This is a genomic window from Polaromonas sp., assembly GCF_012927415.1.
GTDB lineage: Bacteria > Pseudomonadota > Gammaproteobacteria > Burkholderiales > Burkholderiaceae_C > Polaromonas.
Genome location: NZ_JABBPF010000053.1, coordinates 1 through 11,838 on the forward strand (window position 1 = coordinate 1; position 11,838 = coordinate 11,838).

The window sequence follows — 11,838 nt, forward strand, 5'->3', positions numbered from 1 at the left end:
TTCAAAATTTCGGTTTTGAAGCTTTTTTTTGTTTGGGGAGACGAAAGTGCAGCATCAAAATTGTCCTGCGATAGGTGCAGTTTATGCAAAGATGCACACATGTTTCTCCAAACAGCTCGCGCAATGTTGCCGTCGGGAAAAACTTCCACAGTCAGTTCGCCGAATTCACCTTTGAGCGCTTTTATGCCGTTACCTTTGCGATTGCTGTGGCTAGCCGTTCCCTGACAATTTATCGCGGTCATGGCTGCGGCTCTAGGTCGACTCCACTTTCAGCGCTATCTCGGGTTGCAGTTTGGATAACTGCTTAAGCAGGGCGTTCTCGCAGCTGAGGTTGTCGGTTTACACAGACGCTGCACACCCTCTTTGCAGATGTGAATTCAGCCAGCAACTCGGGCAAATCTTGCACCTCCATGCCCTCACCGCCCCGTTGGGCCAGGCGCGACCCGCCGCCGGAAAAATCCGGTCGCCGAGATGGATAAAACCGGATTTCTTGCTGCCGTCAAGTGTCAAATCAAGCTCTGGTCCATGCAGAATGGGCGCAAGCAGCTATCTTTTTGATACTGACATACAGCTCTTTGCAAGATCCGGCACTTCGTTCCTTTATCGCGTCATGGACAAATTTTCACCAACGCCAGCATGGGCTGGAAGGCAACCGTGGTCGTACCAAAGTACGCGGCGGCGGTGCGCCAATACCGGCCGGGGTGGGCGGGCGCCTCCGTGCGACTTGCCGGCGCAAGCCACGGCGTATACGATGAGTTCATGTTGCGCGCACTGACTCTTTGCACCGTGCTGTTGGTCATGTCGGCTGCGCAGCCGTTGTGTGCCGCCAGCCCGCTGGCAAGCCGGCAGCAGGCGCTCAAGACGATCGAGCATCCAGACCCTGCGGTGAGGCGCGCTGCTGTCGCGCGCTTGGGCGAAGTCGGTTCTATGTCGGACTCCGACCGGCTTGCTACCCGTCTGCGGGACGATGATGCTTCGGTCCGCCAGTTCGCCGAAGCCGCCCTGTGGCAGATCTGGAGCCGTTCCGGCAACCGCGCAATCGATGCCTTGTTCCAGAGCGGCGTCCAGCAGGTGGGAGCGGCGCAGCCGGTCAAGGCCCTGGCCACATTTTCCGAGGTCATCCGGAAGAAGCCGTCCTTTGCCGAGGGCTGGAACAAACGCGCCACCATTTATTACCTGCTGGGCCAGTATGCGCTGTCGCTGAAAGACTGCGATGAAGCCCTGAAACGCAACCCCAACCACTTTGGGGCTCTTTCGGGCTACGGCCAGATCTATCTGGCGCTGGGTGAACCTGACCGCGCCCAGCCCTACCTTGAACGCGCACTCAAGTTGAACCCGAACATGGCCGGGGTAGCGGCAACCATCCAGCTAATCGAGCAACGCCGCGAACAAAGGCGCAGCAGAACTGTTTGAGCTAACTGCCCCCCGCTTTTCACAGCGTGTACTGCGCAGGACCGAGGGGGTCACGGTCGGCTTGGGGCGCCCCCCCCCCGCCATCCGAGCGCGGCGACGTTCGCAAGCGGGTTCTAAAATGACGCGCTATTGTCAGCAAGTCTTTGGAGCCCCCAATGATCGTCGAACGCATCTGGACCGGTAACGCCTATCGCAACTTCAATTATTTGATTGCCTGCCCGGAAACCGGCGAAGCGCTGGCAATTGACCCGCTGGACCATGAAAAGACATTGAACACTGCCAGGGTCAAGGGCTGGCAGATAACCCAGGTCCTCAACACCCACGAGCACCACGATCACACTGGCGGCAATGCAGCCGTGATTGCTGCCACTGGCGCCAAACTGATCGCCCACCACAAGGTAGGTAGGCGCATTGCGGGTGTGGATCGGGGCGTGCAGGCGGGCGATGTGATCAAGGTCGGCAAGACCGTAGAGCTCGAATGCCTCGACACGCCCGGCCACACGATGTGCCACATCTGCCTGCTGTCGCATACCGAGCAGCCGGCGCTGTTTTCAGGCGACACGCTGTTCAATGCCGGCGCCGGCAATGTCCATAACGGCGGCGACGTGGGTGCGCTGTATGCCACCTTCGTGGAGCAGCTGGCCAGGTTGCCGGACGACACCCAGGTCTATCCCGGCCATGACTACATCGAGAACAATCTCAGGTTCACTCTGGACCGCGAGCCCGGCAACGCCGCCGCAAAAGCTCTTTTGCCGACCGTCGCCGAGCACGATGCGGCGAAATCGGCTGTCATCACACTCAAGGACGAAAAACGAATCAACACCTTCTTGCGCCTCGACAGTCCCGGCGTCATTGCTAGGCTGCGCGAAAATTTTCCCGACCTGCCGGACCAGCCCGATGCCTGGACCGTGTTCGCTAGGCTGCGGGAACTGCGCACCCGGTGGTGACGGCAGGCGTGCCGGGATTGCCGGTGGAATGGACCAGATTGCAGTTGTTCCAGCCAACTCAAACTCAAGCGTGCAGGAAGTATTGCCATGATCTTGCCGGTAAACGTCCATCCGTTTCATGACCTGGACAGCTAAGACATTGTCTGGCCCGCAGAGGGGAGCAACAACGCCGTTCTGCGCTTGAATTCCAGCCAGCGAGAAGTTCGATGTATTCACCCTGCCACGTCCTTGCGCCGACATCGGCCAGCGACTGGGCGCGCTGGGGAAGTGCCACTATGCAAGAGCGGGGCGGACTTTGTTTCGGTGATCAGGGCCGGCTGACTGGGGTATCCACGCGTTGGCCGGCAGCGGCGAGCCAGCGTGACGAGATAGCTGGACGCCAGGGTTGCGGCTTTTGACTATTCTTATGGCTCAAATCTAGCTCTTGTCCAGGTAATACGGATGTAAACCGCTATTATTTTTATAGCAATGCAAGGCAAATGGTGCGCTGCTGGTCTTACTTGTGCTACCCGCGCGTGGCCGAATGCTGAATACTCTTTGTGCCGGGGAACTGGTTGCGTGACTCGAATCCGGGCTTGAAGGCGGTGGGCGTAAAGGCGGCGGACGTCAACGTGGCCGCCGGAGGGCAGCCGGCTATCGGTGCTGACCATTTCGGCGCGCTCTGGACTGGGCGCTGTAAGGAACCAACGGCCGCATTGACCAATCGAACAACTCCAAGCAATTTACGCCAAAGGAAAGTCCATGATGAGCCGAAGAATTACCCTACTCCGCCTCGGTGCTCTATCCGGAATTCTGGCCGGCATGCGTGGTCTGTTTGGCAGCAGCCCGGCCCACGCGGCGCAGGTCTATGAAGTGTCGCGCACCGAGGGCGAATGGCAAAAGCTTCTTAATCCCGATCAATACCGCGTCTTGCGCAAGGCCGGGACCGAGCGCCCCCACAGCAGCCCGCTTGACAAGGAAAAGCGCGCCGGCGTTTTCAGCTGCGCGGGCTGCGCCCTGCCACTCTTTTCGTCGAAGACCAAATTCGACAGTGGCACCGGCTGGCCCAGCTTCTGGCAGCCGATGGAAAAAGCGGTGGTCGAACAAACCGACACGACCCTGTTCATGAAGCGGACCGAGGTGCTGTGCCGCAATTGCGGCGGGCACCTCGGCCATGTGTTCGACGACGGGCCGAAACCTACTGGTCTTCGTTATTGCATGAACGGCGTGGCCATGAACTTCGCGCCGGCATCGTGATGGGCAAACTTGTGCTGGCCGCAGGCGCGGCCAGCTTGTCGCTCTGGGCGTTGCTCGGCGCCAGCGTGGCAGCCGAAAAAGCGATCAGGCTGCCCGCACCGGCACTTGACATGGTCACAGGGGCTGAAACGGCCGGCGAAAACGCCGTGTTTGCAGGCGGCTGCTTCTGGGGCGTGCAGGCCGTTTTCCAGCACACCCAGGGCGTGCTGAGTGCCGTCTCGGGCTACGCCGGCGGACAAAAGGCAACAGCCAACTACGACAGCGTGAGAACGGGGCGAACCGGCCATGCCGAATCGGTGCAGATCAGCTATGACCCGAAGCAGGTTTCCTACGGCAAGCTGTTGCAAATCTACTTTTCGGTGGCGCATGACCCGACCCAACTCAACCGCCAGGGTCCGGATTCCGGCACGCAGTACCGCTCGGCGGTCTTTTACACAAGTGCCAGCCAGAAACAAGTCGCTGAACGCTACGTCGCCCAGCTGGATGCAGCGAGCCTGTTTCCGGGCAAGATCGTGACGCAACTCGCACCGTTGGACGGGTTTTATCCGGCCGAGGCCTACCACCAGGACTACGCCACCCTGAACCCGCACGCACCCTATATCGCGCGCTTTGACATGCCGAAAATCGCCAACCTGAAAAGCGTGATGCCCGAGGTATACCGCGAAAAACCGGTGCTGGTTTCAGCGCACCCCCGCAACTCAAGTCCCTGACCGCCAGCCTTGCGCTCCTTCCTTTTCTGTCCTGGACTGTCAGCCCGGTGCAAACGCCATGAAGCGCAACAGCGCAGGACTGGCCGCCCCGCCAGCCCAGACCAGACTGGTCTCGCAGCCCGGCACCGCCCGTCCCCTGCCGCCCCTCACTTCCCGATAGACCACGCCAGGCCGCTGGAACTGCCGCACACTGTCGGGCACCCAGGCCACGCCCAAGCCCGCCGACACCAGGTTGACGATGGTCTGCATCTGGATGGCTTCCTGTGCCACGCTCGGCAACTGGCCGGCGGCGTGGTACATCGCAAAAATCGCGTCATAAAGCGATGGCAGGATGCGCCTCGGAAAAATGACCAGGGGCTGGCCCAGCAAGTCCTTCAGCGTGAGCGTGACTTTGCCGGCCAACTCGCTTTGCTCGGGCGCGGCCACCACCAGCGAATCGTGTGCAATGCGCCGGCAGGCCAAGCCTGGCGGCGCAAAGCCGGGTGAATGCAGCATGAAGCCGGCATCAATTTCACCGCGTTCAAGCAATTGCAGTTGCACATCGCCGGTGGCTTCTATCAGCTCCAGTTGCACCCCGGAATATTGCTCGCGGAAAGCCAGCACCCAGCGTGGCAGCAAATCGAAGCCGACTGTAGACACAAAAGCCAGCCGCAAACGCCCTGCTTCGCCATCGGCGCTGGCGCGCGCATACGCGGGCAAAGCCTGCGCACGGAACAGCAGGTCGCGGGCCTCGGGCAACAGGGCAGTGCCAGCGGGTGTGAGCCGCACACTGCGCGTGCTCCGCTCAAACAGGCGGACAAGCAGCAGCTGTTCAAGATGGGCAATAGCTTGCGTTAATGGCGGCTGCGTCATGTAAAGACGCTGCGCTGCGCGACCAAAATGCAGCTCTTCCGCCACGGCGACAAACTGACGCCAAAGTCGCAACTCAATCACTGGATCACTCATATGTGCAGAATATTAATACACCGGCAAAAAGATATTGGATTGAAATAAACATCACGCGCATACTCTGGATTGCACCATTTCGTCCCACCCATAGATTGCGAAAAGACACCCCATGGCAGAAAACAAAGTGATTCCCATCAACCGCCGCTCGGCCAACATCACCGAAGGTAAATCACGCGCGCCCAACCGCTCCATGTACTACGCAATGGGCTACGAGGAAAGCGACTTCAAGAAACCCATGATTGGCGTGGCCAACGGCCACAGTACCATCACGCCGTGCAATAGCGGCCTGCAAAAGCTGGCGGATGCTGCCATTGCCGCCATTGAAGAAGCGGGCGGCAACGCGCAGGTCTTTGGCACGCCGACCATTTCCGATGGCATGGCCATGGGCACCGAAGGCATGAAGTATTCGCTGGTCAGCCGCGAAGTCATTTCCGACTGCATCGAAACCTGCGTACAGGGCCAGTGGATGGACGGCGTGCTGGTGGTCGGTGGCTGCGACAAGAACATGCCGGGCGGCCTGATGGGCATGCTGCGTGCCAATGTGCCAGCCATTTATGTCTATGGCGGCACGATTTTGCCGGGCCACTACAAGGGCAAGGACCTCAACATCGTCAGTGTGTTTGAAGCCGTCGGCGAAAACGCCGCTGGCCGCATGAGCGATGAAGACCTGTTGCAAATCGAGCGCCGCGCCATTCCCGGCACCGGCAGCTGCGGCGGCATGTACACGGCCAACACCATGTCCAGCGCTTTTGAAGCCCTCGGTATTTCGCTGCCTTACTCCAGCACGATGGCCAATCCGCACGACGAAAAAATGAACTCGGCCAGCGAGTCCGCCAGGGTGCTGATCGAAGCAGTCAAAAAGGACCTCAAACCGCGCGACATCGTCACCAAAAAATCAATCGAAAATGCGGTTGCAGTGATTATGGCCACCGGCGGTTCGACCAATGCCGTGCTGCACTTCCTGGCCATCGCCCACACGGCCGGCGTCGAGTGGACGATTGACGACTTCGAGCGCATTCGGCAGAAAACGCCGGTGTTGTGCAACCTCAAACCGTCGGGCCAATACCTGGCAGTGGACCTGCACCGGGCCGGCGGTATTCCGCAAGTCATGAAAATGCTGCTGGTGGCAGGCTTGTTGCATGGCGATTGCGTGACAATCTCTGGTCAGACCATTGCAGAAGTCCTCAAGGATGTGCCAGATGCGCCGCGTGCTGACCAGGATGTAATTCGACCTATCAGTAACCCGATGTACGCCCAGGGCCACCTTGCCATCCTCAAGGGCAACCTTTCGCCCGAGGGCTGTGTTGCCAAAATCACCGGCCTGAAAAACCCGGTCATGACGGGCCCGGCCCGCGTCTTTGATGACGAGCAGTCAGCGCTTGCCGCCATCCTGGCCGGAAAAATCAAGGCGGGCGATGTGATGGTATTGCGTTACCTCGGTCCCAAAGGCGGCCCGGGCATGCCTGAAATGCTGGCCCCCACCGGCGCGCTGATTGGAGCCGGCCTGGGTGAAAGTGTCGGGCTGATTACTGACGGACGTTTCTCCGGAGGCACTTGGGGCATGGTGGTTGGCCATGTCGCGCCGGAAGCAGCAGCCGGCGGCAACATAGCGTTTATCAATGAAGGGGATTCCATCACGATTGACGCCCGCCAGCTTTTGTTGCAACTAAATGTCAGCGATGCGGAACTGGAACAGCGCAAAGTCGGCTGGAAGATTCCGGCACCGCGTTACACCCGTGGCGTGCAGGCCAAGTTCGCCTTCAATGCATCGAGCGCCAGCAGGGGCGCAGTGCTTGACGATTATTGAAAAAGGCCTTGCCCGGTAAAAAGCGCGTCGGTCAGACACTCCGGCGGGCTATTTATCAAGCATGCAGCTCATATTTGCGTCATCGTACCAACGAGACTAAAGACGTTTTTTGGGTGCCAATCCCATGGCGGTACGCTGTTTGTCGATACGTTTTTGCTTGCGGTCCTCCATCTTGCGGACCTCATTGCGCTTGGTGTAACCCGAAGCGTCGGCCCAAGCCCACCACGCGGCAGCCAGCACAAACGGAGACAGCACCACCCACCAGCTCCAATTGGCCACCGGGCTGATTTCCAGGTATTTCAGGCCCAGACCGACAACTCCAATAAATAGCAAATACATCCCGACTCCTGAAAATTCTGCGCTTCCGGTGCGGCAAATGACTACATGCCGTAGTCAACCCGCATCACTACAATCACGTTGATTGAATGTACCCGAATCCATCACTCACTCTTGAGGACAATTGATGAAACGAACTCTATTGGCAATCGCTTCCATCGCTGCGGGTTTCGCGGTCTCCGGTCCTGCCATGGCTGACCTCCAATTGGCCACGACAAAAAACTGCATGGCCTGCCACGCCGTTGACAAAAAGCTGGTGGGCCCGTCGTACAAAGATGTTGCTGCCAAATACGCGGGCCAGCCAGACGCTGCCGACAAGCTTGAAGCAAAAGTCCTGAAGGGCGGTTCAGGCGTCTGGGGTCCCGTACCCATGCCGGCCAATGCGCAAGTCACCCCAGCCGAGGCCAAAAAACTGGTGGCATGGATACTTTCGCAAAAATAATTCGAACAATTCGTTGAGGTGTCGACTGGGCAATCTCCTCCTCTGTCGATTTCCACCATAAAAAACCCGTCCAATGACGGGCTTTTTTATGGGCTGATAGAACCAGGCACAGCTTACAAATTCTGCGACAACTGCTCCAGAATCGCCGGATTTTCAAGCGTCGACGTGTCTTGGGGTGCCGTCTCGCCTTTGGCCACGCCCCGCAAAAGGCGGCGCATGATTTTGCCACTGCGCGTTTTGGGCAGATTGTCGCCAAAACGGATGTCCTTGGGTTTGGCAATCGGACCGATTTCCTTGCCCACCCAGTCGCGCAACTCCTTGGCGATTGCCTTGGCTTCGTCGCCCGTGGGGCGCGAACGCTTAAGCACCACAAAGGCCACAATCGCCTCGCCGGTCAGGTCATCCGGACGGCCCACCACCGCCGCTTCGGCGACGATAGGGTGCGCCACCAGCGCCGACTCGATTTCCATCGTGCCCATGCGGTGGCCGGACACATTCAGAACGTCATCAATACGGCCGGTAATGCGGAAATAACCGTTGTCAACATTACGTACCGCGCCGTCGCCAGCGAGGTAAATCGTGCCGCCCATTTCCTCGGGGAAATAGCTCTTCTTGAAACGCTCAGGATCGTTCCAGATGGTGCGAATCATCGACGGCCAGGGGCGCTTGACGACCAGCATGCCACCCGACCCGTTGGGCAGGTCATGGCCGGTTTCATCGACGATGGCAGCCATGATACCGGGCAGCGGCAGAGTGCAGCTGCCAGGAACCAGCGGAGTCGCGCCCGGCAACGGGGTAATCATGTGGCCGCCGGTTTCGGTTTGCCAGAAGGTATCGACCACCGGACAACGCTCGTGACCGATGTGCTTGTAGTACCACATCCAGGCTTCGGGGTTGATCGGCTCGCCGACCGAACCCAGAATGCGCAGGCTGCTCAGGTCGGAGCGGTCCGGATGCACGACGGCATCGGCATCGGCGGCCTTGATGAGCGAACGGATGGCCGTGGGCGCGGTGTAGAAAATCGTGACTTTGTGCTTTTCGATCATCTGCCAGAAGCGGCCGGCATTCGGATAAGTCGGAATGCCTTCGAAGATGACTTGCGTCGCACCAGCGGCCAGCGGGCCGTAGGTGATGTAAGTGTGGCCAGTGATCCAGCCGATGTCAGCAGTACACCAGAAAACGTCGGACGGCTGCAGGTCAAACGTCCAGTCCATCGTCAGCTTGGCCCACAGCAAATAACCGCCGGTGCTGTGCTGCACGCCCTTGGGTTTGCCGGTGGAGCCGGAGGTGTAGAGAACAAACAGCGGATGCTCGGCGCCGACGAATTCAGGCTCACACACCGGTTTGGCCTTGGCAGTCACTTCGTGCATCAGGCTGTCACGCCCCGCGACCATGTTGCAGGCCGTCTGGGTACGCTGATAGACGATCACGTTCCTGATCGACTCGCAGCCGCCCATGGCGATGCCCTCGTCGACGATGGACTTGAGCTGCAGTTCCTTGCCGCCTCGTAACTGGAAATTGGCGGTAATCACGGCTACGGCGCCCGCGTCCTGAATGCGTTCCTGCAGGCTTTTGGCCGAGAAGCCGCCAAACACCACAGAATGCGTCGCGCCAATTCGGGCGCAAGCCTGCATGGCAATGACGCCCTCTACCGTCATTGGCATATAGATGACGACACGATCACCCTTTGCAATGCCCATGTCCTTGAGCGCGCTGGCGAACTGGCTGACTTTTGCGTGCAATTCCTTGTAAGTCACGTTAGTCACCTTGCCATCATCACTCTCGAAAATGATGGCCTTTTTGCTTTCGGTTGGCGTCCCCAGATGGCGATCCAGGCAGTTGTAGGAAGCATTCAGTTCGCCATCGGCAAACCATTGATAAAACGGGGCGTTGGATTCATCCAGCACCTGGGTGAACGGCTTTTTCCAGCTGAGGTTCTCACGCGCCAGGCGCGCCCAGAAACCTTCGAAATCATTTTCAGCTTCAGCGCACAGCGCGTTGTAGGCATCCATTCCGGAGATGCGCGCGGCCTTTACGGTGGCTGCGCTGGGTGGAAAAACGCGGTTTTCAACCAGGACGGACTGCATGGCAGGAATAGGGGTGCTCATCGGTTTTTTCTCCTTTGGATCATTAAATGCGTCGTACTTTGGTGCTTGGCACTTACATGCCACTGACGCGCTCTAATCTTGCAAACCTGAAATTCATTCTCCCGACGGCCGGCGACCCCTACAATTCCCAACCTCGAGTAACGGTTTATACAATGCCTCTGCCCACCCCCACCAAAATTTCCCCGCTTCGCCCTTTGCCCAAGCTGATTTTTGCCAGCCGATGGCTTCAGTTGCCACTTTACCTGGGGCTGATTGCGGCGCAGGCGGTCTATGTGGTTCATTTTCTCGTGGAGCTGCTCCATCTCATCGAAGCAGCTTTCGGTAGCCAACCAGCACTGCAGGCGCTGATCAGCAGCATAGGCTACAAAACCACCACACCAATCGTCACACTCAATGAAACAGTCATCATGCTGGTCGTGCTGGCGCTGATCGACGTGGTAATGATTTCCAATCTGCTGATCATGGTCATTGTGGGCGGTTACGAAACTTTTGTCAGCCGCATGGACCTGGAGGGCCATCCTGACCAGCCGGAATGGCTAAGCCATGTGAATGCCTCGGTGCTGAAGGTCAAGCTGGCTACAGCCATCATTGGCATCAGCTCAATCCACCTGCTTAAAACTTTCATCAATGCCGACAATTACACCGACCGGGTGCTGATGGCGCAGACGGTCATTCACATTACCTTCCTGTTGTCGGCAATAGCCATTGCCTACACTGACAAGATCATGTCAGGCATCGCCGCACAAAAACATTGAACAAATAGGTCTTCTGCGCAAGCAGGACGGGCGCTACCAGCTATTCAAAGAATAGCAGGTAGGGCTTTTTTTACTCACACCATGTGCTGCGGTACCACCCAGTCGTCGAACTGCTCGGCCGTGACATGGCCCGAGGCAATGGCCGCATCGCGCAAACTGCTGCCTTCCTTATGCGCTTTCTTGGCGATGAAGGCGGCCTTGTCGTAGCCGACATGGGGGTTCAAAGCCGTCACCAGCATTAGCGAGCGCCCTACCAGCTCTGCAATGCGCTCGCGATTCGGCTCAATGCCGACGGCGCAATGGTCGTTAAAACTTACCATGCCGTCGGCCAGCAGGCGCACGCTCTGCAAAAAGTTATAGGCAATCATCGGCCGGAACACGTTCAGCTCAAAATTGCCGGACGCGCCGCCAAAATTGATCGCCACGTCGTTGCCGAACACCTGGGCGGCCAGCATGGTCAGCGCTTCGCTTTGCGTCGGATTGACCTTGCCCGGCATGATGGACGAACCCGGCTCGTTCTCGGGAATGCTCAGCTCGCCGATGCCGCTGCGCGGCCCGCTGGCCAGCCAGCGCACGTCGTTGGCAATTTTCATCAAGCTGGCGGCCAGCGTTTTCAGCGCGCCATGGGCATGAACCAGCGCGTCGCAGCTAGCCAGCGCTTCGAACTTGTTCGGTGCGGTGACGAAAGGCAGGCCGGTCAGGCGGGCCAACTCGGCGGCCGCCTGTTCAGCGTAGCCTTTTGGCGCATTCAGCCCGGTACCCACCGCCGTTCCGCCCAGCGCCAGTTCATGGAGATGCGGCAGCGCCGCCCGGACATGCGCTTCGCCGTGCGCCAGCTGCGAAACGTAGCCGGAGAATTCCTGGCCCAGCGTTAGCGGTGTGGCGTCCTGAAGATGGGTGCGGCCGATTTTCACGATACCGTCAAAATCGCTGGATTTTCGCGCCAGCGTGGCGCGCAGTTTTTCAATCGCCGGCAGCAGCCGGTTGGTGATGCCCTCGACCGCCGATACATGCATCGCGGTGGGAAACACATCGTTCGACGACTGGCTGCGGTTCACGTCGTCATTCGGATGCACCAGCCGCGCATCGCCGCGCTCGCCGCCCAGCAGTTCGCTGGCGCGGTTGGCCAGCACTTC

The 11,838-nt window shown here is 58.9% G+C and carries 12 protein-coding genes; 7 read left to right on the forward strand and 5 right to left on the reverse strand.

The window, feature by feature from the left end:
- Positions 1 to 242, reverse strand: a 242-nt coding sequence (locus HHJ19_RS05595; RefSeq protein WP_296904839.1) for a hypothetical protein, incomplete at its 3' end; no start/stop codon positions are given.
- A 412-nt stretch (positions 243 to 654) separates the two neighbouring features.
- Here HHJ19_RS05595 and HHJ19_RS05600 point away from each other — a divergent pair.
- The 4 genes from HHJ19_RS05600 (at position 655) to msrA (ending at position 4,306) form a co-directional block, all read left to right on the forward strand.
- Complete coding sequence (locus HHJ19_RS05600; protein WP_296904841.1) at positions 655 to 1,413, forward strand: tetratricopeptide repeat protein; 759 nt, start codon at positions 655 to 657, stop codon at positions 1,411 to 1,413.
- Positions 1,414 to 1,568: 155 nt separating this feature from the next.
- Positions 1,569 to 2,360: a hydroxyacylglutathione hydrolase gene (locus HHJ19_RS05605; protein WP_296904842.1), complete on the forward strand. Its 792-nt coding sequence runs from the start codon at positions 1,569 to 1,571 to the stop codon at positions 2,358 to 2,360.
- A gap of 741 nt (positions 2,361 to 3,101) precedes the next feature.
- Positions 3,102 to 3,596: a peptide-methionine (R)-S-oxide reductase MsrB gene (gene msrB, locus HHJ19_RS05610; protein ID WP_296904843.1), complete on the forward strand. Its 495-nt coding sequence runs from the start codon at positions 3,102 to 3,104 to the stop codon at positions 3,594 to 3,596.
- Positions 3,596 to 4,306, forward strand: coding sequence for a peptide-methionine (S)-S-oxide reductase MsrA (gene msrA / locus HHJ19_RS05615; protein WP_296904845.1), 711 nt, complete (start codon positions 3,596 to 3,598; stop codon positions 4,304 to 4,306). The genes msrB and msrA overlap by 1 nt, the downstream gene beginning before the upstream one ends.
- Before the next feature lie 39 nt (positions 4,307 to 4,345).
- On the opposite strand, the gene HHJ19_RS05620 is transcribed toward msrA, so the two are convergent.
- The gene (locus HHJ19_RS05620; protein ID WP_296904846.1) at positions 4,346 to 5,251 is read right to left on the reverse strand and encodes a LysR family transcriptional regulator; all 906 of its coding nucleotides are present in this window, start codon (positions 5,249 to 5,251) and stop codon (positions 4,346 to 4,348) included.
- 112 nt (positions 5,252 to 5,363) lie between these two features.
- On the opposite strand from HHJ19_RS05620, the gene ilvD reads away from it, so the two are divergent.
- A complete protein-coding gene (gene ilvD, locus HHJ19_RS05625) occupies positions 5,364 to 7,061 on the forward strand; it encodes a dihydroxy-acid dehydratase (protein WP_296904848.1) in 1,698 nt (565 codons plus the stop codon).
- A 96-nt stretch (positions 7,062 to 7,157) separates the two neighbouring features.
- On the opposite strand, the gene HHJ19_RS05630 is transcribed toward ilvD, so the two are convergent.
- Positions 7,158 to 7,400 carry a TIGR04438 family Trp-rich protein gene (locus tag HHJ19_RS05630; protein WP_296904849.1) on the reverse strand — a complete coding sequence of 81 codons (243 nt, stop codon included), beginning with the start codon at positions 7,398 to 7,400 and terminating at the stop codon, positions 7,158 to 7,160.
- Positions 7,401 to 7,524: 124 nt separating this feature from the next.
- On the opposite strand from HHJ19_RS05630, the gene HHJ19_RS05635 reads away from it, so the two are divergent.
- A complete protein-coding gene (locus tag HHJ19_RS05635) occupies positions 7,525 to 7,839 on the forward strand; it encodes a c-type cytochrome (protein ID WP_296904851.1) in 315 nt (104 codons plus the stop codon).
- Between the two features lie 113 nt (positions 7,840 to 7,952).
- On the opposite strand, the gene acs is transcribed toward HHJ19_RS05635, so the two are convergent.
- Positions 7,953 to 9,947, reverse strand: a complete 1,995-nt coding sequence (gene acs, locus HHJ19_RS05640) for an acetate--CoA ligase (protein WP_296904852.1) — start codon at positions 9,945 to 9,947, stop codon at positions 7,953 to 7,955.
- A gap of 152 nt (positions 9,948 to 10,099) precedes the next feature.
- Here acs and HHJ19_RS05645 point away from each other — a divergent pair, with 152 nt between their 5' ends.
- Positions 10,100 to 10,702 (forward strand): TIGR00645 family protein, encoded by a 603-nt coding sequence (locus HHJ19_RS05645; RefSeq protein WP_296904854.1) that lies wholly within the window; start codon positions 10,100 to 10,102, stop codon positions 10,700 to 10,702.
- Between the two features lie 74 nt (positions 10,703 to 10,776).
- On the opposite strand, the gene HHJ19_RS05650 is transcribed toward HHJ19_RS05645, so the two are convergent.
- The coding region (locus HHJ19_RS05650; protein WP_296904855.1) for a class II fumarate hydratase at positions 10,777 to 11,838 on the reverse strand (1,062 nt) is incomplete at its 5' end.

Bases quoted from the DNA above. Each gene is read 5' to 3' on its own strand.
- HHJ19_RS05635 (WP_296904851.1), top strand. From the start codon at position 7,525: ATGAAACGAACTCTATTGGCAATCGCTTCCATCGCTGCGGGTTTCGCG.
- HHJ19_RS05620 (WP_296904846.1), bottom strand. From the start codon at position 5,251: ATGAGTGATCCAGTGATTGAGTTGCGACTTTGGCGTCAGTTTGTCGCC.
- msrB (WP_296904843.1), top strand. From the start codon at position 3,102: ATGATGAGCCGAAGAATTACCCTACTCCGCCTCGGTGCTCTATCCGGA.
- acs (WP_296904852.1), bottom strand. From the start codon at position 9,947: ATGAGCACCCCTATTCCTGCCATGCAGTCCGTCCTGGTTGAAAACCGC.
- HHJ19_RS05605 (WP_296904842.1), top strand. From the start codon at position 1,569: ATGATCGTCGAACGCATCTGGACCGGTAACGCCTATCGCAACTTCAAT.
- HHJ19_RS05645 (WP_296904854.1), top strand. From the start codon at position 10,100: ATGCCTCTGCCCACCCCCACCAAAATTTCCCCGCTTCGCCCTTTGCCC.
- msrA (WP_296904845.1), top strand. From the start codon at position 3,596: ATGGGCAAACTTGTGCTGGCCGCAGGCGCGGCCAGCTTGTCGCTCTGG.
- HHJ19_RS05630 (WP_296904849.1), bottom strand. From the start codon at position 7,400: ATGTATTTGCTATTTATTGGAGTTGTCGGTCTGGGCCTGAAATACCTG.
- ilvD (WP_296904848.1), top strand. From the start codon at position 5,364: ATGGCAGAAAACAAAGTGATTCCCATCAACCGCCGCTCGGCCAACATC.